This is a genomic window from Pseudomonas sp. 18173, assembly GCF_050432945.1.
Classification (GTDB): Bacteria; Pseudomonadota; Gammaproteobacteria; order Pseudomonadales; family Pseudomonadaceae; genus Aquipseudomonas.
Genome location: NZ_JBKFTN010000001.1, coordinates 250,636 through 274,284 on the forward strand (window position 1 = coordinate 250,636; position 23,649 = coordinate 274,284).

Sequence of the window (23,649 nt, forward strand, 5' to 3'; positions counted from 1 at the left end):
TCCCTCGAACGGAATGAGCTGAAAACTGTATCAGCGTCAGTGTGTCGCACTTTCCAGCAGTCACCTCTATCGATTCATGACCAAAATTTTCCGAGATCCAGCCTGAACGACTGTACCCGGACAAATGTAAGCCCCTACTCCCCCGTTAAAACGTAACTGATATTTACACGTTCAACAGTCACACCAGAAATATCACACACCAAGCATCCATTTACTCTTACAGCAAACAATATTTTTTGAGCAATCATTAAAAAACCACCAACATGAAAAAATAAAGCACAACACAACAAAACCCCGTAGAACCCAAAAAAACAATAAAATTACTATAACAACCGACACGCCAAACAAACTTCATAAACCACTCAAGAAAGGGCAGCACAGCATGAATACAGAACATGATAAAAAACGAATCGCCAACCCAATGACAATTATCGCGATATTCGCAGCACTCTCTGAAACCTCGGCCGCCGTTTCTCTACCCTTCCTGGACCAGGAAGAAAAAGAACTCTATGTATGGTTTCTGATCAGCTTTCCGTTCTATTTGCTTTTGCTTTTTTTCGCGACACTCAACTTCAACTACCGATCACTGTATGCGCCCTCCGACTTTGAAAAGGGAAAACATTTCATGAAGGTCATGGATGATGCTGGGCGCTCGGAAAAAAAGTCGTCCGCAAAGGCCGTTCCGGAAACGTCAACGAATGACCGGCAATCAGCCCGATCCCCCTGCGGCGCACAGGACCCGCCAACGGAGATTGGTCTGCAATCCACTGTCTTTGTCCAGCATCAACTTCAGTTACCGGAGCTTGTAAAAGACCTGTGCATCGTTGATGTGCGCTGGATGAGCAAGGAGATCGAATTTGCAGCGCTGCTGGAAACGATCCAGCGGCCACGGGAAACGGCGTGCGTGATTCTGTTTGTCACCTGTACCGCTTCGCAGGCTTTGCTGAAAGCCAGTGCGCTTAAACATTCGAGGCAGACCAGGAAGCACAGTGCCGCCTCTCATGTCGCCTACAATCTGGACTCGCACAGGTTGACGGTCATTGATCTAGCCGGGCAACCGGCAAACAACAACCCATAGAACAAGACAGACCACTGGAAGGAAAAAACAGGAGGTCGTCAGCGGTAATGAAAATACGCGACAACACAGTAACTGGCGTCACCCCCCCATTTTCAGGTGCCTGACCTCGTCATCGACAAGGTCAGGCTCCCGTCACGATATCAAAGGTCTCAGAACAGCTTCCGGCCTTTGTTCGCCGCAATGCGCATGCGCAGGGCATTGAGCTTGATGAAGCCCGCTGCATCCGCCTGGTTGTATGCGCCGCCATCTTCTTCGAAGGTCGCGATGTTGGCGTCGAACAGCGAGTCGTCGGACTTGCGGCCAGTCACGATCACATTGCCCTTGTACAGCTTCAGGCGCACAACGCCATTCACGTTGACCTGGGAGGCATCGATCATCTGTTGCAGCATCAGACGCTCAGGGCTCCACCAGTAGCCGGTGTAGATCAGGCTGGCGTACTTGGGCATCAGCTCGTCCTTGAGGTGAGCCACTTCGCGGTCCAGGGTGATCGATTCGATCGCACGGTGGGCACGCAGCATGATGGTGCCGCCCGGAGTTTCGTAGCAGCCACGGGACTTCATGCCCACGTAGCGGTTCTCGACGATGTCGAGACGGCCGATACCGTGTTCGCCACCGATACGGTTCAGGGTCGCCAGCACGGTAGCCGGAGTCATTTCGACGCCGTCCAGCGCGACGATGTCGCCGTTGCGGTAGGTCAGCTCCAGGTACTGCGGCTTGTCTGGAGCGTTTTCCGGGGAAACGGTCCAGCGCCACATGTCTTCTTCGTGCTCGGTCCAGGTGTCTTCCAGCACGCCACCTTCATAGGAGATGTGCAGCAGGTTGGCATCCATCGAGTACGGGGATTTCTTCTTGCCGTGGCGCTCGATCGGGATCGCGTGCTTGTCGGCGTAATCCATGAGCTTCTCACGGGACAGCAGGTCCCATTCGCGCCAGGGAGCAATCACTTTCACGCCTGGTTTCAAGGCGTAGGCGCCGAGTTCGAAACGAACCTGGTCGTTACCCTTGCCGGTAGCGCCATGGGAAATGGCGTCAGCGCCGGTTTCGTTGGCGATTTCGATCAGGCGCTTGGCGATCAGCGGACGAGCGATGGAAGTACCCAGCAGGTACTCGCCTTCGTAAACGGTGTTGGCGCGGAACATCGGGAAAACGAAATCGCGCACGAACTCTTCGCGCAAGTCGTCGATGTAGATCTCTTTGACGCCCATGGCCTGAGCCTTGGCGCGTGCAGGTTCGACCTCTTCGCCCTGACCCAGGTCAGCGGTGAAGGTCACCACTTCACAGTTATAAGTATCCTGCAGCCACTTGAGGATCACCGAAGTGTCCAGGCCGCCGGAATACGCCAGAACGACCTTGTTTACGTCCGCCATGCCATCACTCCACGGGGTTCTACGGAAAGCCGGGAAGTCTACCGCTCATGCAGAATAATTTACAGTGGCGCGACAGCTTATGACGACGAAGCGACAGATTATGTCGAGAGGGCGACGATGACCAAATAGTCAGGAAGTGGCCGAAGTAGCCGCCTTCGTCGCTTGCGGGGCGACTTGTTCCGCAGGTGCTCCACGCTCCAGGCGTACCGCCACCCGTCGGTTCTTCGCACGGTTGGCGTTGTTGGTATTAGGCGCCAGCGGATAACGTTCGCCATGGAACCGCAGGGTGATTTGCGACTCCTGGATGCCGTTGGCCTTGAAGAACTCCATCACCGCCAGGGCCCGGCGCCGCGACAGGTCGCGGTTGGTCAGGCGGTTGCCGCTGTTGTCGGAGTGCCCGTCGAGTTCGATGTGATTGACCGTCGGATCGGCCTTCATGTACTCCAGCATCACCTGCAATTTGGCCTTCGCGGCGCTGTCGAGCTCGATTCCGCCGCCAGGGAAGCCGACTTCGGATTGCTTCACCTGCTCGAAGTTCTGCGGCAACAGCTTGGCCACGCAGCTTTGGTAATCGGCAAACGCCTTGGTGAACCTGACCGGCAGCAGGCGCACTTCCGACACCCGACCATCCCCCGAAGAATGGCGAACCACCGGGCTGCGGCCGTCCATCAATCCGCTGATCAGGCGTCCGGCCTGAACCTGTGAACTGTTAAATAACACATTGCCGCTGCCGATTCTTACCGTGCCCAGATTGATATCGTCACGCCCCGGTTGCCACGGTGCAGCAGCGGCCAGCAAGGTCGCCGAACCGCCGCCGATCATCGGGTTGTAGGTTTTCAGACGAAAAGTCGCCTGCTCGCCGGCACGACGCACGAACTCGCCCGAACCGAAGTCGGTAATCGGCTGAGCCAGGCGGCATTCGAACTTGTCACCTTCAACCGTCCACTCAATGCTCTCCAGACGGGTCTGGAAAGTGAGCGCCATCGCGGGAAGGCTGGCAAACACACTGAGCAAGGCTAAATAACGCTGGCGCACGGGAGGCTCCACTGGCTTCTACAACTAAAAGACCGACACACATATGTTAACGGCATACCTGTTGGATATCGGAAGCTTCCCGTAAAACTTGATAGCGAGTGCCTGCAAGTGTCTTTTCCGGTAGCATTCCCCTGAGTTTGACCCGCCTGGAATCCCCTCATGTCCGACCGCCTGACCCTGCTGCGTCCCGACGACTGGCACATTCATCTTCGCGATGGTGCCGTGTTGACCAATACCGTCGCGGATGTCGCGCGCACCTTTGGCCGCGCCATCATCATGCCCAACCTGGTTCCACCAGTGCGCAACGCGGCCGAAGCCGACGGCTATCGCCAGCGGATTCTCGCTGCCCGCCCGGCCGGCAGCACGTTCGAGCCGCTGATGGTCCTGTACCTGACCGACCGCACCCAACCCGAGGAAATTCGCGAGGCCAAGGCCAGCGGATTCGTGTACGCCGCCAAGCTGTACCCGGCCGGCGCGACCACCAACTCGGACTCCGGTGTTACCAGCATCGACAAGATTTTCCCGGCACTCGAGGCCATGGCCGAAGTCGGGATGCCGTTGCTGATTCACGGTGAAGTCACCCGTGGCGATGTCGACGTGTTCGACCGCGAAAAAATCTTCATCGATGAGCACATGCGTCGCGTGGTCGAGCGCTTCCCGACCCTCAAAGTGGTGTTCGAACACATCACCACCGCTGACGCCGTGCAGTTCGTCAACTCGGCCCCGGCCAACGTTGGCGCGACCATCACCGCGCATCACCTGCTGTACAACCGCAACCACATGCTGGTGGGCGGGATTCGGCCGCACTTCTATTGCCTGCCGATCCTCAAGCGCAATACCCACCAGGAAGCCCTTCTCGATGCAGCCACCAGCGGCAGCGAGAAATTCTTCCTTGGCACCGACTCGGCACCCCACGCCCAGCACGCCAAGGAAGCGGCCTGCGGCTGCGCCGGTTGCTACACCGCCTTTGCTGCCATCGAGATGTACGCCGAAGCCTTCGAACAGCGCAATGCGCTGGACAAGCTGGAGGCCTTCGCCAGCCTCAACGGCCCGCGGTTCTATGGCCTGCCGGCCAACACCGATCGCATCACCCTGGTCCGCGAAGAATGGACCGCCCCTGCCAGCCTGCCGTTTGGCGAGCTGACCGTTATCCCGCTGCGCGCCGGTGAAAAACTGCGCTGGCGCCTGCTGGAGGAACACGCGTGAGTGAAGACCATTTCGATGACGAACTGGAAGGCAATGGTGGCGGAGGCGGTTCGCGTCATCCAATGGCCGCGCGGTTTCGCGGATACCTGCCGGTGGTCGTCGACGTAGAAACCGGTGGCTTCAACTCGGCCACCGACGCCCTGCTGGAAATCGCCGCGACCACCATCGCCATGGATGAAAAGGGCTTTGTCTACCCGGATCACACCTACTTCTTCCGGGTCGAACCGTTCGAAGGCGCGAACATCGAAGCGGCGGCCCTGGAGTTCACCGGGATCAAGCTCGATCACCCGCTGCGCATGGCTGTGAGTGAAGAGTCTGCCCTGAACGATATCTTCCGCGGCGTGCGCAAGGCCCTCAAGGCCAATGGCTGCAAACGGGCGATCCTGGTCGGGCATAACAGCAGCTTCGACCTGGGCTTCCTGAATGCGGCGGTTGCGCGCCTGGAGATGAAGCGCAACCCGTTCCATCCGTTCTCCAGTTTCGATACCGCCACGCTCGCAGGCCTCGCGTACGGCCAGACCGTACTGGCCAAGGCGTGCCAGGCAGCGGACATCGACTTCGACGGACGTGAGGCTCACTCGGCCCGTTATGACACCGAGAAGACGGCAGAGCTGTTCTGCGGCATCGTCAATCGCTGGAAGCAGATGGGCGGTTGGGAAGATTTCGACGATTGATGTTGCAGGAATCGCTGGTTTATCCCGCACATAAAAAAACCGGCCTCGATGGCCGGTTTTTTTTGTATCTGGAACGTACCTTACAGAGCGGCAGCGTGCTCGGTCAGGTAAGCCGCAACGCCTTCTGGCGAAGCGTTCATGCCTTTGTCGCCTTTCTTCCAGTTGGCAGGGCAGACTTCGCCGTGCTCTTCGTGGAATTGCAGGGCGTCGACCAGACGCAGCAGCTCTTCCATGTTACGGCCCAGCGGCAGGTCGTTGATGATCTGCGAACGGACAACGCCTTTGTCGTCGATCAGGAACGCGCCACGGAAAGCCACGCCGTCAGCGGACTGAACGTCGTAGGCCTTCATGATTTCCTGCTTGATGTCGGCAGCCATGGTGTAACGAACTTCGCCGATACCGCCATTGTTGACCGGAGTGTTGCGCCAGGCGTTGTGGGTGAAGTGCGAGTCGATCGACACGGCGACCACTTCAACGTTGCGCGCCTTGAACTCGGACATGCGGTTGTCCAGAGCGATCAGCTCGGACGGGCAAACGAAGGTGAAGTCCAGCGGGTAGAAGAACACCAGGCCGTATTTGCCTTTGATCGCCGAAGACAGGGTGAAGCTGTCAACGATCTCGCCATTGCCGAGTACGGCCGGTACGGTGAAGTCAGGGGCTTGTTTGCCTACGAGTACGCTCATTGGATATCTCCTGGTGTAATAGCGTGAGAAACAGGGTTCGCACCAGCCTGCCACCCTGAGGCGACAGCCCTGTGACACGACCCCCGGTCGCAAAAGACCGGTCATCATACACCGCGTGTTTGAGCTGGCTTAGCTGTTTTTTCCCTGTACGATGAAATCCACAACGGTTTTGTATCACCGATTTGCCGGGGAGACCGTTCGTCAGCCGTACACGCTTATTGTGAAAAGTGCACTGAAACCACTTTGACAATCATTCTCGTTAACATTAAGATCCATCGCAATTGAGTCACAATCAGCGACGGTCCTTCCTTATGTATGTTTGCCTCTGCACTGGCGTCACCGACGGTCAAATCCGCGATGCGATCTATGAAGGATGCTGCAGCTACAAGGAAGTCCGCGTGGCCACGGGCGTTGCCAGTCAATGCGGCAAATGTGCCTGCCTCGCCAAGGAAGTGGTCCGCGAGACCCTGACAAAACTGCAAACGGCCCAGGCTGCCATTCCATATCCGGCAGAATTTACAGCCGCTTGAACATCGAATTTCAAAGAACCGGACAAATGTCCGGTTTTTTTATGTCTCAAAATCAACTAGTTATGCTCTAGACGCGGAACACAAACATTCTTATTCCGATTAATTTTCATTTAAGTTTCAATAACTTAGGTTTGACACTATTAAATACGCGGCCCAAACTCTGCTCTATTGACAGCTAATAAAGGGCAGGACCCCATCATGAAAGGCGACGTTACAGTCATCCAGCATCTCAACAAGATCCTCGCCAATGAGCTGGTCGCGATCAATCAATATTTCCTGCATGCGCGCATGTATGAAGATTGGGGCCTGAACAAACTCGGCAAGCACGAGTACCACGAATCCATCGACGAGATGAAGCACGCGGACAAGCTGATCAAGCGCATCCTGTTCCTTGAGGGCCTGCCGAACGTCCAGGACCTGGGCAAGCTGCACATCGGCGAACACACCAAGGAAATGCTTGAGTGCGACCTGCGTATCGAACGCATTGGTCACGCGGATCTCAAGGTGGCTATCGCTCATTGCGAAACAGTCGGTGACTTCGGTAGCCGTGAGCTGCTTGAAGATATCCTCGAGTCCGAAGAAGAGCATATCGACTGGCTGGAAACCCAGCTGGGCCTGATCGACAAGATCGGGATCGAGAACTACCTGCAATCGCAGATGGGCGAAGACGAGTAAGTTCTACGCAATAAAAAGCCCCGCTCTCTTTTGAAGAGGCGGGGCTTTTTTATATCTGCTTCTGTAGGAGCGAGCTTGCTCCGGGCGGCGTTCCGACGATGGTGGTCAACGATAACGCGGGGAGTCTGGTTCCCCGCGGTGCTCTTGAGTCCATCGCGAGCAAGCTCGCTCCTACAGGAGGTGTCGGTCAGGCTTCAGTCTTGGCTGCTGCGGCTTTTGCAGCAGCGTCTTTGATCAGCGCCTGCAACGAACCATCAGCCGACATTTCGGTCATGATGTCGCTACCGCCGACCAGCTCACCGGCAACCCACAGCTGTGGGAAGGTTGGCCAGTTGGCGTATTTTGGCAGGTTGGCGCGGATTTCCGGGTTCTGCAGGATGTCCACGTACGCAAACTTTTCACCACACGCCATCACGGCCTGTGCAGCTTTTGCGGAGAAGCCGCACTGCGGGGCATTCGGCGAGCCTTTCATGTAAAGCAGAATGGTGTTGTTGGCAATCTGCTCTTTAATCGTTTCGATGATATCCATGGAGCACCTCGGCTGAACTTTCCGACTCACGGGTCGGCACGGTGGCGCATTGTAACGGAAAGCCGAGCGCCCTGCTCGGTCTCTCCGTCAGTATGATTCATGCAGCGGCCACGGTCACCGGCACGCCATTGAGCGCAGCATTTCCCGACAGTTCGTCAATCCGGCATTCGTCGGTCAGGTCGTTGGCGCTGGAGCCCGGCTGACTGCTGGCAATCGACATTTGCACACCGGGCCGCGCATGACCCCAGCCGTGAGGCAGGCTGACCACGCCTTTCATCATGTCCAGACTGCCAAGCACTTCGACTTCAATCACCCCCACCCGTGAGCTGACCCGCACGCGCTGCCCGTCACTGAGCCCGCGACTGGCCAGGTCGTCCGGGTGCATCAGCAACTGGTGACGAGGCTTGCCCTTCACCAACCGATGATAGTTATGCATCCACGAGTTGTTGCTGCGTACATGCCGGCGACCAATCATCAATAACTCGTCGGCGGCCGGCGCCTGCAAGGCGGCGAAGCGCACAAGGTCGGCGAGAATCACCGCAGGAGCGGCCTGTATCCGTTGATTGGCCGTCTTCAGGCGTGGCGCCAGGTTAGGCTTGAGCGCTCCCAGATCAACACCATGGGGATGATCGAACAAAGTCGCCAGCGACAGCTTGTGCTCTGAAGTGTCGCCGTACAGCCCCATGCGCAGGCCGCGATCGATCATTTGCGCCGGAGCGATGGTGGGCTTCAACTCCTTGCCGGTCCTGGCGGCAAATGCCTTGGCCAGCCCGACGAAGATCTCCCAGTCGTGCAATGCACCTTCGGGTTTGGCGAGGATGGCGCGGTTGAAACGGCTGACATTGCGCACCGCGAACAGGTTGAAGGTGGTGTCGTAATGGTCGTTTTCCAGCGCCGATGTGGACGGCAGGATCAGGTCGGCGTAACGCGTGGTTTCATTGATGTACAGGTCGATACTGACCATGAACTCCAGCCCGTCCAGCGCCTGTTCGAGCTTTCGTCCGTTGGGCGTGGACAGCACCGGATTGCCCGCCACGGTGATCAACGCCCGGACTTGCCCTTCCCCTTCGGTGAGCATCTCTTCGGCCAACGCCGACACCGGTAGCTCTCCGGCGTACTCCGGGCGCCCGGAAACCCGGCTCTGCCACAGATTGAAATGCCCGCCCGAAGTCGTCGCCACCAGGTCCACCGCCGGCTCCGTGCACAAGGCACCACCCACGCGATCGAGGTTGCCGGTGACCAGGTTGATCAACTGCACCACCCAGTGGCACAGCGTACCGAAGGCCTGGGTCGAGACGCCCATGCGCCCATAGCAGACAGCACTCGGTGCCGCGGCGAAGTCCCGCGCCAATTGACGAATCTGTTCGGCGGGAACGGCGCACAACGGACTCATGGCCTCGGCGGTGAACGGTGCGACGGCCTTTCGCACCTCCTCCAGACCGTCTACCGGTAGATGGCCGTCACGGGTCAGACCTTCAGCGAACAGGGTGTTGAGCAGCCCGAACAACAGCGCCGCATCACCCCCCGGGCGCACGAACAGGTGCTGATCGGCAATGGCCGCCGTTTCACTGCGGCGCGGGTCGACCACCACCACTTTGCCGCCCCGGGCCTGTATCGCCTTCAAGCGTTTTTCCACATCCGGCACGGTCATGATGCTGCCGTTCGAAGCCAGTGGGTTGCCGCCCAGGATCAGCATGAAATCGGTGTGATCGATATCCGGGATCGGCAGCAACAAACCATGGCCGTACATCAAATGACTGGTCAGGTGATGGGGTAACTGATCGACTGACGTCGCGGAAAAACGGTTGCGGGTTTTCAGCAGGCCAAGAAAGTAATTGCTGTGGGTCATCAGCCCGTAATTGTGCACGCTGGGGTTGCCTTGATAGACCGCCACGGCGTTTTGCCCATGGTGCGCCTGAATGGGGGCGAGGCGTTCGGCGACCAGATTGAAAGCCGCTTCCCACTCAATGGGCTGCCACTCGTTGCCCACCCGCTGCATGGGCTGATGCAGGCGGTCCGGATCGTTCTGGATATCTTGCAGCGCCACGGCCTTGGGGCAGATGTGCCCACGACTGAACGTGTCCTGGGGGTCGCCCTTGATCGAAGTGATCTGGACGCTGCCGCCTTCGGCTTCGGTGGTTTCGATGGTCAGGCCACAGATGGCTTCGCACAAATGGCACGCACGGTGATGGAGAGTCTTGGTCATGGCCAGTCTCTGTCTTGTCATGGGCGGGCAACAATGGCCGCGGAAACAAAACTATGGCGCCAGACCCGTCGCCACGCCAGCGACGTTTGTCTTGTGAATCGAAGGTTATCAGGCCGGCCGATGACCGCCCGGCATCAGTTCGAAGGCAGTCTGGGCGGCACCTGCAACTGGATCTCCTGGCGGGGTTCAATCGGCCCGTGGGGGCCCTGCACGCCGGTCAACTCAGCGATCAGGCGCCAGTGTTCATCGAGCCCGGCGCTGATGGTGGCCATGCGGTCGATCATGTGGCGGCCGGCGGCTCGGGTGACCTCGTCTTCGCTGCGCAACAATTCGAAGGACATCGTCGTCATCGAAGCGGTGAGGTGGGTCAGCGAGCGTGCCGTGAGGCCCAGTAGTTCCATAAGCAACTGTTCTTTGGATTCCATCGGGAAGCTTCCTGCGTCGCTCGAGATTTATTTATAACCCAGCACTTTGCATTCGCAAATATTTCAGGCTGGCGACACCCCCCCCCCCAACGACTGGAATGACAGGTCAGAAACCGACTGTCAGCGCACCATTGCCGCCCCGCCTGATTGCCAAGCCCGGAGAGGCCGGTGTACAAATGAGCCGCTGCTATCAGGAAACAGGCTTCAAAAGCGCTACCTCGGTGAACCCGTAGCACCTCTGAAACTCCCTAAAAACTGTAGCCCTATTGGTAAGACGCGACATTTAATTATAAGATCGCGCCTTCCCCTATTTCGTCGCCCCGTGCGGCTTACGCCGCAGGTCTCGCCCGTTGTTCCGTTAAACAAGGCTTTGAGCATCTGCGGTTTGTAGCAAAAAGGTAGTCAATGATGAGCGCAAGGCACTTTCTCTCCCTGATGGATTGCACGCCCGAAGAGCTGGTCAGCGTGATCCGTCGAGGCGTTGAGCTCAAGGACCTGCGTAACCGCGGCGTACTGTTCGAGCCTCTGAAAAACCGCGTCCTGGGGATGATTTTCGAGAAATCCTCGACCCGCACCCGAATCTCCTTCGAGGCCGGCATGATCCAGCTCGGCGGCCAGGCAATCTTCCTGTCGCCACGTGACACCCAACTGGGCCGTGGCGAGCCGATCGGCGACTGCGCCATCGTCATGTCGAGCATGCTCGACGCGGTGATGATCCGTACCTTTGCCCACAGCAACCTGACCGAGTTCGCCGCCAACTCCCGCGTACCAGTGATCAACGGCCTGTCCGATGACCTGCATCCGTGCCAGTTGCTGGCGGACATGCAGACTTACCTTGAGCATCGCGGCTCCATCCAGGGCAAGACCGTGGCCTGGATCGGCGACGGCAACAACATGTGCAACAGCTATATAGAAGCGGCGATCCAGTTCGACTTCCAGCTGCGCGTTGCCTGTCCGGAAGGCTACGAACCCAATCCTGAATTCGTGACCAGGGCCGGCGACCGGATCACCATTGTTCGCGACCCGAAAGATGCCGTGCGGGGAGCACACCTGGTGAGCACCGACGTCTGGACCTCCATGGGCCAGGAAGAGGAAACCGCCAAGCGTCTGCAACTGTTCGCACCGTATCAGGTCAACCGTGCCCTGCTCGACCTGGCGGCTGACGATGTGCTGTTCATGCATTGCCTGCCGGCGCACCGTGGTGAGGAAATCAGCGTCGACCTCCTCGACGACCCGCGCTCGGTAGCCTGGGATCAAGCCGAAAACCGTCTGCATGCGCAAAAGGCCTTGCTCGAATTCCTCGTTCCGCCTTCGTACCACCACGCATGAGCCAGCCATTACTGCTTAACCTGCGCAACCTCGCCTGCGGTTATCAAGACCAGCGTGTGGTACAGAACCTGAACCTGCACTTGAACGCCGGCGACATCGGTTGCCTGCTGGGCTCTTCCGGCTGTGGCAAGACCACCACGCTGCGGGCGATTGCCGGTTTCGAACCGGTACACGAAGGCGAAATCCAGCTGGCTGGCGAGACCATCTCCAGCGCCGGTTTCACCCTCGCCCCGGAGAAACGTCGCATCGGCATGGTGTTCCAGGACTACGCGCTGTTCCCGCACTTGAGCGTGGCAGACAACATCGCCTTCGGCATTCGCAAGCATCCGCAAAAGGATCGCGTGACCGAAGAGCTGCTGGAACTGGTCAACCTGAAGAACCTCGGCAAACGCTTCCCCCACGAACTTTCCGGTGGGCAGCAGCAACGTGTCGCCCTGGCCCGCGCACTGGCGCCGGAACCGCAACTGCTGCTGCTCGACGAGCCGTTCTCCAACCTCGATGGCGAATTGCGCCGCAAGCTCAGCCATGAAGTGCGTGACATCCTCAAGGCCCGTGGCACCAGCGCGATTCTGGTGACACACGATCAGGAAGAAGCCTTCGCAGTCAGCGACCACGTTGGCGTGTTCAAGGAAGGTCGACTGGAACAGTGGGATACGCCCTACAACCTCTACCACGAACCACTGACGCCCTTTGTGGCCAGTTTCATCGGCCAGGGCTATTTCATTCGCGGTCAGTTGAGCAGCCCCGAATCGGTGCAAACCGAGCTGGGTGAGCTGCGCGGCAACCGGGCCTACACCTGGCCGGTCGGCGGTGCCGTGGACGTGCTGCTGCGCCCGGACGATATCGTCCATGCACCGGACAGCGCATTGAAGGCGCGAATCGTCGGCAAGACCTTCCTGGGCGCCTCGACCCTGTATCGCTTGCAGCTGCCGACAGGCGCGCAACTGGAATCGATCTTCCCGAGCCATGTCGATTGTCAGGTCGGGGCGGATGTGGGTATTCGTGTCGCGGCCGAACACCTGGTGCTGTTCCAGGCGTCAGGCAGCACGGCGGCCCAGATTCCTGTCGTTGAATCAGGTGTCCGGCGCTACAGCACGGCCAACTGATACACAAAAAAACCTGTAGGAGCGAGCTTGCTCCGGGCGGCGTTCCGACGAAAAACGCCAGGACAACGCGAGCATTCAGGCAGCACGCGTTATCGTTGTCGTCCATCGCGAGCAAGCTCGCTCCTACAATGGATTTGAGTTATCCCAGCATCAGCGTACCGCTGGCCACCAGGGTCGCATTCCCGCCGATCTTCACCCGATCACCATCCAGCCGGCAAAACAACTCCCCTCCTCGCGCCGAACGCTGACAGGCCGTCAGGCTCGACTTGCCCAAACGTTTCGACCAGTACGGAATCAGGCTGCAATGGGTCGACCCGGTGACCGGATCTTCATTGATGCCGATCGCCGGTGCGAAATAACGGGACACGAAATCGTGTTGGTTGCCGCGTGCCGTGACGATGGCGCCCAGCCACGGCAATTTCGCCAGGGCCACCATGTCCGGTTTGCAATCGAGCACCGCTTGCTCGGACTCCAGCACCACAAACAACTCATTCGAGCCCAACACATCGACAGCCTCAACGCCGAGGGCGCGTTCGACATCCAGGGTCACGCCGATTTCCGTGGGAATGATCGACGGGAAGTCCAGCCACAGGCGGCCACCTTCGCGCGTTACGCTCAACGGACCGGATTTGCATACAAAGCCCAGTCGCTCGACGGGTTCCTTGTAGATCTCAAACAGCACATGGGCACTAGCCAGCGTCGCATGACCGCACAATGGCACCTCGGTGGTCGGTGTAAACCAGCGGATGTGCCAGCCTTGCCCTTCGCGCACGACAAACGCTGTTTCGGCGAGGTTGTGTTCGGCGGCTATCTTTTGCATCAACTCATCGGCAAGCCAGGTATCGAGCCGATAGACCATCGCCGGGTTGCCGCTGAATGGCTGGTGGCTGAACGCGTCGACCTGATGGAACTCTAGCTGCATAACCTTCTCCCTTTGTCAGACCGCTGAGCATGCAGCGCCGGCCAAACCGGCACCAGTGACAGAGCCGGCTGATTTTCACCATACAGCGCCGCGTGAACGCCGACGCTCACGCACGGCCGATGTCGGCAAACTTCGCCTGGGTGTGTTCGGCCAGCACGGCCGGTGCCAGTTCGACTTCCAGCCCCCGTCGGCCCGCGCTGACAAAAATGCTGGCGAAGGGTTGGGCTGAATTATCGATGAACGTACGCAAACGCTTTTTCTGCCCCAGCGGACTGATCCCGCCCAACAGGTAGCCAGTGGAGCGCTGCGCTGCCGCCGGATCGGCCATTTCGACCTTTTTCACGCCGGCGGCATGGGCCAGCCCTTTCAAGTCCAGGCTGCCGACAACCGGTACCACGGCCACCAGCAACTCGCCTTTTTCGCTGGCCGCCAGCAAGGTCTTGAACACTTGCGCCGGATCGAGCCCAAGCTTTTCTGCCGCCTCCAACCCGTAGGAGGCAGCCTTCGGGTCATGTTCGTAACTGTGTACGCGATGTTCGGCCCGAACCTTTTTCAACAAATCCAATGCGGGGGTCATGGCAGCTCCAGACTGGGCGGCAGAAGAAAAATACTGCGCCGGATTCTAGGACATTGATCGTTAAAAGGCTCTACGTCAGCACATCCGTAATGCCATTGCCTGGCCATCCCGTTGCCCAAGGACTCGTTCATTCATGCGACGAATAGTTTCTTTATGACCGACGGTTCACTTTCGACCTTTGACAGCAGTGTTTCTTGTCTATATTTTTTCGTTTCTGAAACTGTACGAAATGTCCTACCGCAATACCCGGCAGTAAACCGCGACCAGGATGGGGATCCTGCCTCGGCGAAAACCGCGCTTCGACCATGATGGAAAAAAGCGCCAGACAACAAAAAAAATTGAGGTTTCAATGACAACTGCTTTACAACAACCGTCGCTCTCGAGCCAATGCATGGCCGAGTTCCTGGGTACGGCGCTGCTGATCTTTTTTGGTACGGGTTGCGTTGCCGCGCTCAAAGTCGCGGGTGCCAGTTTTGGCTTGTGGGAAATCAGCATCATCTGGGGCGTCGGCGTCAGCATGGCGATCTACCTCACCGCCGGGGTTTCCGGGGCTCACCTGAACCCAGCCGTCAGCATTGCCCTGAGCATTTTCGCCGACTTCGAAAAGCGTAAACTGCCGTTCTATGTACTCGCCCAAGTGGCGGGAGCCTTCTGCGGAGCATTGTTGGTTTACACGCTCTACAGCAATCTATTCTTCGAATTCGAACAAACGCAGCACATGGTTCGTGGCACTCAAGCCAGCCTTGAACTGGCCTCCGTGTTCTCCACCTTCCCGAACCCTGCGCTGACCAGCGCCCAGGCATTTCTGGTCGAGGTGATCATTACGGCCATCCTGATGGGCGTGATCATGTCCCTGACCGACGACAACAATGGCCTGCCCAAAGGCCCGTTGGCACCGCTGCTGATCGGCCTGCTGATTGCGGTGATCGGCAGTTCGATGGGACCGCTGACCGGTTTTGCCATGAACCCGGCACGAGACTTCGGCCCTAAACTGATGACTTTCTTCGCCGGCTGGGGTGAAATTTCCTTCACTGGCGGACGCGACATTCCGTATTTCCTGATTCCGGTTTTCGCACCGATTGTCGGTGCCTGCCTCGGCGCGGCGGCCTATCGCGGGCTGATTGCCCGTCATCTGCCAAACGCCACACCTGCTACAAAGGAAGCAGTACCTGCCATCGACGGCAAACCGAGAACTTCCTGATACCGTTGGCGCGTGCCCCTGCCCTTTGATCACGCGCCAGACCTCACTCCCTTATTTCGTCCAAGGCAATCGACATGACCGACACACAGAATAAGAACTACATCATTGCCCTCGATCAGGGTACGACCAGCTCCCGTGCGATCATTTTCGACCGCGACGCGAACGTGGTCTGCACCGCCCAACGGGAGTTCGCACAGCATTACCCGCAAGCCGGCTGGGTCGAGCATGACCCGATGGAGATCTTCGCCACGCAAAGCGCCGTGATGGTCGAGGCCCTGGCTCAAGCCGGCCTGCATCATGACCAGGTGGCAGCCATCGGTATCACCAACCAGCGCGAAACCACCGTGGTGTGGGACAAGAACACCGGCCGCCCGATCTACAACGCAATCGTCTGGCAGTGCCGCCGCAGCACCGAAATCTGCCAGCAACTCAAACGCGATGGCCACGAGCAATACATCAGTGAAACCACAGGTCTGGTCACCGACCCGTATTTCTCCGGCACCAAGCTCAAGTGGATCCTCGACAACGTCGAAGGCAGCCGCGAACGCGCGCGCAATGGCGAGCTGCTGTTCGGCACCGTCGACAGCTGGCTGATCTGGAAATTTACCGGTGGCAAGGTCCACGTCACCGACTACACCAACGCCTCGCGCACCATGCTCTTCAACATCCACACCCTGGAGTGGGATGCGAAGATGCTGGAGGTGCTGGATATCCCGCGCGAAATGCTCCCGGAAGTGAAATCCTCGTCGCAAATTTATGGTCACACCAAAAGCGGCATTGCCATCGGCGGTATTGCCGGCGACCAGCAGGCTGCCCTGTTCGGCCAGATGTGCGTCGAGCCAGGCCAGGCGAAAAACACCTACGGCACCGGCTGCTTCCTGCTGATGAACACCGGCGACAAAGCGGTGAAGTCCAAGCACGGCATGCTGACCACCATCGCCTGCGGCCCGCGTGGCGAAGTGGCCTACGCGCTGGAAGGCGCGGTATTCAACGGCGGCTCCACCGTGCAGTGGCTGCGTGACGAGCTGAAGATCATCAACGACGCCCACGACACCGAATACTTTGCCAACAAGGTCAAGGACAGCAACGGCGTGTATCTGGTGCCGGCCTTCACCGGGCTTGGCGCACCGTACTGGGACCCGTACGCCCGTGGCGCATTGTTCGGACTGACCCGCGGCGTGCGTGTGGACCACATCATTCGTGCAGCCCTGGAGTCGATCGCCTACCAGACCCGCGACGTGCTCGATGCCATGCAGCAGGACTCCGGCGAACGCCTGAAGGCTCTGCGTGTGGACGGTGGCGCAGTCGCGAACAATTTCCTCATGCAGTTCCAGGCCGACATCCTCGGCACCCAGGTCGAGCGCCCGCAAATGCGCGAAACCACGGCACTCGGCGCCGCTTACCTGGCAGGCCTGGCCTGTGGCTTCTGGGGCAGCCTGGAAGAGTTGCGCGGCAAGGCCGTGATCGAGCGCCAGTTCGAGCCGACACTGGATGAAACGGCGAAGGAAAAACTCTACGCCGGGTGGAAAAAAGCGGTCAGTCGCACCCGCGATTGGGCGGCAGAAGACGAGGCTGAATAAACGAACTCCCTTCCCCGTATCTGTATGTAACTGGTCGGGAGCAGATTCCTGCGGCATCATGGGCAAATTTTGCACGGCAGCCCAAAGGACGCCCCATGAATCTGCCTCCCCGTCAGCAACAAATCCTCGAGCTGGTCCGCGAACGCGGCTATGTCAGCATCGAGGAAATGGCCACGCTGTTCGTCGTTACCCCGCAGACCATCCGCCGCGATATCAACCAGCTCGCGGAAGCCAATCTGTTGCGTCGCTATCATGGCGGCGCGGCTTACGACTCCAGTGTCGAAAACACCGCCTACGCCATGCGCGCCGATCAGATGCGCGATGAAAAACAGCGTATCGGCGAAGCCATTGCCGCGCAGATTCCCGACCATGCCTCGTTGTTCATCAACATCGGCACGACCACCGAATCCATCGCCCGGGCACTGCTCAACCACAGTCACCTGAAGATCATCACCAACAACCTGCATGTGGCGTCGATGCTCAGCGCCAAGGACGACTTCGACGTGCTGCTGACCGGCGGCAACGTACGGCGTGACGGTGGCGTGGTGGGTCAGGCCAGTGTCGACTTCATCAACCAGTTCAAGGTCGATTTCGCCCTGGTCGGCATCAGCGGCATCGATGAAGACGGCAGCCTGCTGGACTTCGACTATCAGGAAGTGCGGGTATCCCAGGCGATCATCGCCAATGCCCGGCAAGTGATCCTCGCGGCCGACTCCAGCAAGTTCGGGCGCAACGCCATGATTCGCCTGGGGCCGATCAGCCTGGTCGATTGCCTGGTCACCGATCAGCAGCCTTCGCCAGCGCTGGCGCAGCTGTTGAACCAGCACAAGGTTCGGCTGGAAGTCGTTTAACCGCTCTGGATTTTCATCGTCTGTACTGACGCCTTCGCGAGCAGGCTCGCTCCCACAGGCCCTGCGCCTCCCTTGTGGGAGCGAGCCTGCTCGCGAAAGCGATCTACGTTGCACCACTCTCTTGTGCCATGCCGCACCTCTAAATGTTCGTAAATTTTCCTTTAACGGCCCTTCGATGAGTATTTTCAATCGAAGCCGACTGGCTGTGGGCGTCTTTATGGGCTAGTATTTTCGCAAATGAACATTAATGTTCGAATTCAAATACAAAACATCAAAGAATTCCGAGGCCGAGCCGATGCCCACTTCCACCTTGCCTACGCCCCCTCTCTCTGAGGTCTACGATATCGCCGTCATCGGTGGCGGGATCAATGGCGTGGGGATCGCAGCGGATGCCGCCGGTCGCGGTCTCTCGGTGTTCCTTTGTGAAAAGGATGACCTGGCCAGTCATACCTCGTCGGCCAGCAGCAAACTGATTCACGGTGGCCTGCGCTACCTCGAACATTACGAATTCCGCCTGGTGCGTGAAGCCCTGGCTGAACGTGAAGTGCTGTTGGCCAAGGCCCCGCACATCGTCAAGCAAATGCGTTTCGTATTGCCGCACCGCCCGCACTTGCGCCCGGCCTGGATGATCCGCGCCGGCCTGTTTCTCTATGACAACCTGGGCAAACGCGAGCAGCTCGAAGGTTCGAAGAGCCTGAAATTCGGCCCCGACAGCGTGCTGAAAAGCGAGATCACCAAGGGCTTCGAATACTCCGACTGCTGGGTCGACGATGCGCGCCTGGTGGTGTTGAACGCCATGGCAGCACGGGAAAAAGGTGCCCATGTGCACACCCAGACCCGCTGCGTCAGCGCGCGCCGTACCAAGGGCCTGTGGCACCTGCACCTGGAACGCGCCGATGGCAGCCTGTTTTCCATCCGCGCCAAGGCATTGGTCAATGCGGCCGGGCCATGGGTCGCCAAGTTCATTCGCGATGACCTGAAGATGGAATCGCCTTATGGCATCCGCCTGATCCAGGGCAGCCACCTGATCGTGCCGAAACTGTACGAAGGCGAACACGCGCACATCCTGCAAAACGAAGATCAGCGCATCGTGTTCACCATTCCGTACCTGAATCAGTTCACCCTGATCGGCACCACCGACCGCGAGTACACCGGCGATCCGGCAGCCGTTGCGATTACCGACGGCGAAACCGATTACCTGTTGAACGTGGTCAATGCCCATTTCAAAAAGCAGATCAGCCGCGACGACATCCTGCACAGTTATTCCGGGGTGCGCCCACTGTGCAACGACGAATCCGACAACCCGTCGGCCGTGACCCGCGATTACACCCTGGCGCTGTCCGGCACCGGCGAAGAAGCGCCGTTGCTCTCGGTGTTCGGCGGCAAGCTCACGACCTATCGCAAACTGGCCGAGTCGGCGCTGGCGCAACTGGCACCGTACTTCAAGCACATCCAGCCAGCCTGGACTGCCAGCGCCACGCTGCCGGGCGGTGAAGACATGACCACCCCGCAAGCCTTGAGTTCGCGTATCCGCGACAAGTTCGACTGGGTGCCGAGCGAAATCGCTCGCCGCTGGGCCACCACCTACGGCAGCCGTACCTGGCGCATGCTCGAAGGCGTACAGGACCTCAGCGATATGGGCGAGCATATCGGCGGTGGTCTCTACACCCGGGAAGTCGACTATCTGTGCAGCGAAGAATGGGCCACCAGCGCCCACGACATCCTCTGGCGTCGCAGCAAGCTCGGCTTGTTCACGACGACGGCCGAACAGGAAAAGCTCAAGGACTATCTGAACAAGGTCGAACAGAACCGCAGCAAGATCGAAGCGGCCTGATCTGTCACTGACATAAATAAAAGCCCCTGGGCCTCACGACTCAGGGGCTTTTTCGTATCGATGGATGTCAGTCGCGCAAATCCGATTCGTGAATCGGCTGCTCACGGTGAGTCGCCCGCTGATACTGCGCCGGCCACACGGCCTTGTGCCCGCCCAGATCGTCATCTGCATGCAGCGCCCAGTACGGATCACGCAACAACTCGCGGGCCAGGAAGATGATGTCCGCCTGACAGGTGCGCAGGATGTGCTCGGCCTGCGCCGGCTCGGTGATCATGCCAACCGTGCCGGTGGACATGCCCGACTCCTTGCGCACACGCTCGGCGAAGCGGGTCTGGTAACCCGGCCCTGTGGGAATCTCGGCATTCACCGCGGTCCCGCCCGATGATACGTCGATCAGGTCCACCCCCAGGGCTTTGAGACGACGCGCAAGTTCCACGGTTTCATCGGGGTTCCAGCCGTCTTCCACCCAGTCGGTGGCCGAGACCCGGACAAACACCGGCAACTCCTCAGGCCATACCGCACGCACCGCTTCGGTGACCTGCAGCACCAGCCGAATGCGATTTTCGAACGAACCGCCATATTGATCGCGACGCTGATTGCTCAACGGTGACAGGAACTGATGCAGCAGGTAACCATGGGCGGCGTGCACCTCGACCACCTTGAAACCGGCCGTCAGCGAGCGCTTTGCCGCATCGACAAAGGCCTGGATCACCTTGGCGATCTCGCCCTCATCGAGTTGTCTGGGCTGGGTGTGCTGTGGATCGAACGCAATCGGTGAAGGGCCGACCGGCACCCAGCCGCCATCGTCGGGTTTGACGCTGCCATGCTTGCCAAGCCATGGCCGGTGAGTGCTGGCCTTGCGCCCGGCATGGGCCAGCTGAATGCCGGCAACGGCGCCCTGGGCGTTGATGAAACGGGTGATGCGTTGCAGGGGCTCGATCTGCTCGTCATTCCACAGGCCGAGGTCCTGAGCCGAGATACGCCCGTCGGCGGTGACCGCCGTGGCTTCGGTAAACACCAGCCCGGCCCCGCCGACAGCGCGGCTGCCAAGGTGGACCAGGTGCCAGTCATTGGCCAGGCCATCGACGCTGGAGTATTGGCACATCGGCGATACCGCGATGCGGTTCGGCAGGGTCAATTGGCGAAGGGTAAAGGGTTCAAGCAGCAGACTCATGGGGCACCTCTCGTATCAGTGGGCAGGCTCCAGGTTCTGTTTGAATAGTCGACGAGTGACAGGAAAAAGGTACAACACCCGCCCCCGCGGGCAAAAAATTGACAAGACGTCACAAGGATAATCAAGCAGTGCTTAGAGCCTAGTCGACATCGAAGGATGTCGCCCCCCTTGTAGGAGCGAGCTCGCGATGGATGTGAACGATGGCGCTGGGGACCTGATACCCCGCGGTGCCCTGTCGTCCATCGCGAGCGAGCTCGCTCCTACAAGTGTCGGGTCAACGCGGTTCGATGTGGGCAATCATCAGTTGAACCGTCTCGTTGCCACGAAACTCGTTGAGGTCGAGTTTGTAGGCCAGCTCCACCCACTTGATGGTGGGATTCGGCCAGATGTCGCGGTCGATCCCGAAGGCAATGCCGTCGAGTTTCACCGAACCACATTCACTTTTCAGCACCACTTTAAGGTGCCGTTCACCCACCACCCGCTGCTCGACCAACTGGAACACCCCATGAAACAACGGCTCCGGGAAGTGTTGCCCCCAGGGGCCGGCATGCCGCAGGGCGCGGGCCAGTTCCAGGTGAAACTCTTCCACCGCCAGGGTGCCGTCCGACAGCAGGCGGCCAGTCAGGTCTTCCTCGCGCAATTGCCGGCGCACTTCAGCGTCAAAGGCTTCGGCGAACAGGGGGAAATTCGCCTCCGGCAGCGTCAGGCCGGCCGCCATCGCGTGGCCACCGTACTTGGTGATCAGATTCGGATGCTGCGCCGCCACCACGCTCAGGGCATCGCGGATGTGAAAGCCCTGGACCGAACGCCCCGAGCCTTTGAGCAGGCCGTCTCCGGCATCGGCAAAGGCGATGGTCGGGCGGAAATAGCGCTCTTTCATCCGTGACGCGAGGATACCGATGACGCCCTGGTGCCACTCGGGATCGAACAGGCACAAGCCGAACGGCATCGACTCCACCGGCAGATCCTTGAGTTGCGCCAGCGCTTCGCGCTGCATGCCCTGCTCGATGGATTTGCGATCCTGGTTCATGCCGTCCAGTTGAGCCGCCATCTCACGGGCCAGACCGGCGTCTTCGGTCAGCAGGCATTCGATGCCCAGGCTCATGTCATCCAGGCGCCCTGCGGCGTTCAGGCGCGGGCCGACAATGAAACCCAGGTCGGTGGAGGTGATGCGCGCATGATCGCGCTTGGCCACTTCGAGGATCGCCTTGACCCCCGGCCGGGCACGCCCGGCGCGAATCCGCTCCAGGCCCTGATGCACCAGAATCCGGTTGTTGGCATCCAGCGGCACCACGTCGGCCACGCTGCCCAAGGCCACCAGGTCGAGCAATTCGCCAATATTCGGCTGCGGCTTGCTGGTATACCAGCCCAGCTCGCGCAACCGCGCACGCAGGGCCATCAGCACATAGAAAATCACCCCGACACCGGCCAGCGCCTTGCTCGGGAACTCACAACCGGGCTGGTTCGGATTGACGATGGCGTCGGCCAACGGCAACTCGTCACCGGGCAAGTGGTGGTCGGTGACGAGCACCTTGAGCCCGGCCTTTTTCGCCGCGGCCACGCCTTCGACGCTGGAGATGCCGTTGTCGACGGTGATCAGCAAATGAGGCTGGCGCTCAAGCGCGACCGCGACGATCTCCGGTGTCAGGCCGTAGCCGTAGTCGAAACGGTTCGGCACCAGGTAATCGACATGCGCCGCCCCCAGCAAACGCAGGCCCAGCGTACCCACGGTACTGGCCGTCGCGCCGTCGGCGTCGAAGTCGCCGACGATCAGAATGCGCTGGCGCTGTTCGAGCGCCGTCACCAGCAGGTCAACCGCGGCATCGATGCCCTTGAGCTGCTGGAACGGAATCAACCGCGCCAGGCTCTTGTCCAGTTCCGCCTCGGATTGCACGCCCCGCGCCGCATACAGGCGGGTCAGCAGTGGCGGAATATCACCGAGGAATGGCAGGGTGTCGGGCAGCAGGCGAGGTTCGATGCGCATGGGGTGAAAGATGCTTCTCTTCAATACGTAGGATAAAACCGGGTGACACGCTAAAGCGGCGAAAAATCAGCCGCGCTCACCGGCCAGCCACTGCAACTGGACTTCGTGCTGACCACGGTCGTCGGTGACGAAGATCGTCCCTTCGCTGATCATCACGTCCCACTTGATAACGCGCGGCATGTCTTTGGCCAGGGTTTCCAGGACTTCCTGAGGCACGGCAGCGATGTTGACGTTTTTCAGGTTTTTCACCGCTGGCACCACTTTGCCTTCCCACACGCGCAGGCTGCCATAGGCCAGCAGGCTGGTACGCTCAGTGCGGCGCGAGCACCAGGTCAGGCGCTCGGCATCCGGCTGGCCGACTTCGATCCAGTGCAGGACGCGGTCATCCAGGCTTTTTTCCCACAAGGCAGGCTCATCCACTTCCGACAGACCACGGCCAAACGACAATTGCTCGTTGTACCAAAGGGCATAGGCCAGCAGGCGCACGGTCATGCGCTCTTCGGTTTCCGAAGGGTGACGGGCGATGGTCTGCTTCACGCTCTCATAGACGCTGCGGTCGAGGTCGGTGAGGTTCAGTTCAAACTTGTAGGTCGTGGACGGCTGGGCCATGAACGGGCTTCTTGATACGAGGAAAGGCGGCAAGTCTAACCGATGCAAGAGGCAATCAACGAATTGAAGGCGAT

22 protein-coding genes are annotated in these 23,649 nt (G+C 59.3%); 11 read left to right on the forward strand and 11 right to left on the reverse strand.

What is annotated here, in order from left to right:
- Window positions 1-382 precede the first annotated feature (382 nt).
- Window positions 383-1,078, forward strand: coding sequence for a hypothetical protein (locus tag ACLD1X_RS01135; RefSeq protein WP_429365773.1), 696 nt, complete (start codon window positions 383-385; stop codon window positions 1,076-1,078).
- 149 nt (window positions 1,079-1,227) lie between these two features.
- On the opposite strand, the gene ACLD1X_RS01140 is transcribed toward ACLD1X_RS01135, so the two are convergent.
- Together ACLD1X_RS01140 and ACLD1X_RS01145 are read right to left on the reverse strand one after the other, a co-directional pair.
- Window positions 1,228-2,445, reverse strand: a complete 1,218-nt coding sequence (locus ACLD1X_RS01140; RefSeq protein ID WP_007985864.1) for an argininosuccinate synthase — start codon at window positions 2,443-2,445, stop codon at window positions 1,228-1,230.
- A gap of 129 nt (window positions 2,446-2,574) precedes the next feature.
- Complete coding sequence (locus tag ACLD1X_RS01145; RefSeq protein WP_429365774.1) at window positions 2,575-3,480, reverse strand: flagellar protein MotY; 906 nt, start codon at window positions 3,478-3,480, stop codon at window positions 2,575-2,577.
- Between the two features lie 159 nt (window positions 3,481-3,639).
- Between ACLD1X_RS01145 and pyrC the strand changes: the two genes are divergently transcribed.
- Together pyrC and rnt are read left to right on the forward strand one after the other, a co-directional pair.
- Window positions 3,640-4,686, forward strand: coding sequence for a dihydroorotase (gene pyrC / locus ACLD1X_RS01150; RefSeq protein ID WP_429365775.1), 1,047 nt, complete (start codon window positions 3,640-3,642; stop codon window positions 4,684-4,686).
- Window positions 4,683-5,360 (forward strand): ribonuclease T, encoded by a 678-nt coding sequence (gene rnt / locus ACLD1X_RS01155; protein WP_429365776.1) that lies wholly within the window; start codon window positions 4,683-4,685, stop codon window positions 5,358-5,360. The genes pyrC and rnt overlap by 4 nt, the downstream gene beginning before the upstream one ends.
- 80 nt (window positions 5,361-5,440) lie before the next feature.
- Here rnt and ACLD1X_RS01160 read toward each other — a convergent pair whose 3' ends face one another.
- Window positions 5,441-6,043, reverse strand: a complete 603-nt coding sequence (locus tag ACLD1X_RS01160) for a peroxiredoxin (RefSeq protein WP_007971324.1) — start codon at window positions 6,041-6,043, stop codon at window positions 5,441-5,443.
- Window positions 6,044-6,354: 311 nt separating this feature from the next.
- On the opposite strand from ACLD1X_RS01160, the gene ACLD1X_RS01165 reads away from it, so the two are divergent.
- The gene (locus tag ACLD1X_RS01165; RefSeq protein ID WP_007985869.1) at window positions 6,355-6,573 is read left to right on the forward strand and encodes a bacterioferritin-associated ferredoxin; all 219 of its coding nucleotides are present in this window, start codon (window positions 6,355-6,357) and stop codon (window positions 6,571-6,573) included.
- A gap of 198 nt (window positions 6,574-6,771) precedes the next feature.
- Window positions 6,772-7,248 carry a bacterioferritin gene (bfr, locus tag ACLD1X_RS01170; RefSeq protein WP_007997488.1) on the forward strand — a complete coding sequence of 159 codons (477 nt, stop codon included), beginning with the start codon at window positions 6,772-6,774 and terminating at the stop codon, window positions 7,246-7,248.
- Between the two features lie 187 nt (window positions 7,249-7,435).
- Here bfr and grxD read toward each other — a convergent pair whose 3' ends face one another.
- The 3 genes from grxD to ACLD1X_RS01185 all read right to left on the reverse strand — a co-directional run bounded on the left by grxD (window position 7,436) and on the right by ACLD1X_RS01185 (window position 10,408).
- A complete protein-coding gene (grxD, locus tag ACLD1X_RS01175; RefSeq protein WP_007938922.1) occupies window positions 7,436-7,777 on the reverse strand; it encodes a Grx4 family monothiol glutaredoxin in 342 nt (113 codons plus the stop codon).
- A 97-nt stretch (window positions 7,778-7,874) separates the two neighbouring features.
- Entirely contained in the window at window positions 7,875-9,983 is a 2,109-nt protein-coding gene (locus tag ACLD1X_RS01180) for a molybdopterin oxidoreductase family protein (protein WP_429365777.1), read from the reverse strand.
- Between the two features lie 134 nt (window positions 9,984-10,117).
- Window positions 10,118-10,408 (reverse strand): hypothetical protein, encoded by a 291-nt coding sequence (locus tag ACLD1X_RS01185; protein WP_429365778.1) that lies wholly within the window; start codon window positions 10,406-10,408, stop codon window positions 10,118-10,120.
- A gap of 408 nt (window positions 10,409-10,816) precedes the next feature.
- Between ACLD1X_RS01185 and argF the strand changes: the two genes are divergently transcribed.
- Both argF and ACLD1X_RS01195 read left to right on the forward strand, forming a co-directional pair.
- On the forward strand, window positions 10,817-11,737 hold the full coding sequence (argF, locus tag ACLD1X_RS01190) for an ornithine carbamoyltransferase (RefSeq protein WP_429365779.1): 921 nt from the start codon (window positions 10,817-10,819) through the stop codon (window positions 11,735-11,737).
- The gene (locus ACLD1X_RS01195; protein WP_429365780.1) at window positions 11,734-12,843 is read left to right on the forward strand and encodes an ABC transporter ATP-binding protein; all 1,110 of its coding nucleotides are present in this window, start codon (window positions 11,734-11,736) and stop codon (window positions 12,841-12,843) included. The genes argF and ACLD1X_RS01195 overlap by 4 nt, the downstream gene beginning before the upstream one ends.
- A gap of 139 nt (window positions 12,844-12,982) precedes the next feature.
- Here ACLD1X_RS01195 and ACLD1X_RS01200 read toward each other — a convergent pair whose 3' ends face one another.
- Complete coding sequence (locus tag ACLD1X_RS01200) at window positions 12,983-13,765, reverse strand: PhzF family phenazine biosynthesis protein (RefSeq protein ID WP_429365781.1); 783 nt, start codon at window positions 13,763-13,765, stop codon at window positions 12,983-12,985.
- Between the two features lie 106 nt (window positions 13,766-13,871).
- The gene (ybaK, locus tag ACLD1X_RS01205) at window positions 13,872-14,342 is read right to left on the reverse strand and encodes a Cys-tRNA(Pro) deacylase (RefSeq protein WP_007971306.1); all 471 of its coding nucleotides are present in this window, start codon (window positions 14,340-14,342) and stop codon (window positions 13,872-13,874) included.
- 349 nt (window positions 14,343-14,691) lie between these two features.
- Here ybaK and ACLD1X_RS01210 point away from each other — a divergent pair, with 349 nt between their 5' ends.
- The 4 genes from ACLD1X_RS01210 to glpD all read left to right on the forward strand — a co-directional run bounded on the left by ACLD1X_RS01210 (window position 14,692) and on the right by glpD (window position 19,808).
- Window positions 14,692-15,543, forward strand: a complete 852-nt coding sequence (locus ACLD1X_RS01210; RefSeq protein ID WP_429365782.1) for an MIP/aquaporin family protein — start codon at window positions 14,692-14,694, stop codon at window positions 15,541-15,543.
- A gap of 74 nt (window positions 15,544-15,617) precedes the next feature.
- Window positions 15,618-17,123 carry a glycerol kinase GlpK gene (gene glpK, locus ACLD1X_RS01215; RefSeq protein WP_429365783.1) on the forward strand — a complete coding sequence of 502 codons (1,506 nt, stop codon included), beginning with the start codon at window positions 15,618-15,620 and terminating at the stop codon, window positions 17,121-17,123.
- Between the two features lie 95 nt (window positions 17,124-17,218).
- Window positions 17,219-17,974 carry a DeoR/GlpR family transcriptional regulator gene (locus tag ACLD1X_RS01220; RefSeq protein ID WP_007971301.1) on the forward strand — a complete coding sequence of 252 codons (756 nt, stop codon included), beginning with the start codon at window positions 17,219-17,221 and terminating at the stop codon, window positions 17,972-17,974.
- 295 nt (window positions 17,975-18,269) lie between these two features.
- Entirely contained in the window at window positions 18,270-19,808 is a 1,539-nt protein-coding gene (gene glpD, locus ACLD1X_RS01225) for a glycerol-3-phosphate dehydrogenase (RefSeq protein ID WP_429365925.1), read from the forward strand.
- Window positions 19,809-19,875: 67 nt separating this feature from the next.
- Here glpD and ACLD1X_RS01230 read toward each other — a convergent pair whose 3' ends face one another.
- The 3 genes from ACLD1X_RS01230 to ACLD1X_RS01240 all read right to left on the reverse strand — a co-directional run bounded on the left by ACLD1X_RS01230 (window position 19,876) and on the right by ACLD1X_RS01240 (window position 23,575).
- Window positions 19,876-20,982 (reverse strand): NADH:flavin oxidoreductase/NADH oxidase, encoded by a 1,107-nt coding sequence (locus ACLD1X_RS01230; RefSeq protein ID WP_429365784.1) that lies wholly within the window; start codon window positions 20,980-20,982, stop codon window positions 19,876-19,878.
- 274 nt (window positions 20,983-21,256) lie between these two features.
- On the reverse strand, window positions 21,257-22,966 hold the full coding sequence (recJ, locus tag ACLD1X_RS01235; protein ID WP_429365785.1) for a single-stranded-DNA-specific exonuclease RecJ: 1,710 nt from the start codon (window positions 22,964-22,966) through the stop codon (window positions 21,257-21,259).
- 66 nt (window positions 22,967-23,032) lie between these two features.
- Window positions 23,033-23,575 carry a YaeQ family protein gene (locus ACLD1X_RS01240; RefSeq protein ID WP_007971297.1) on the reverse strand — a complete coding sequence of 181 codons (543 nt, stop codon included), beginning with the start codon at window positions 23,573-23,575 and terminating at the stop codon, window positions 23,033-23,035.
- Window positions 23,576-23,649 lie beyond the last annotated feature (74 nt).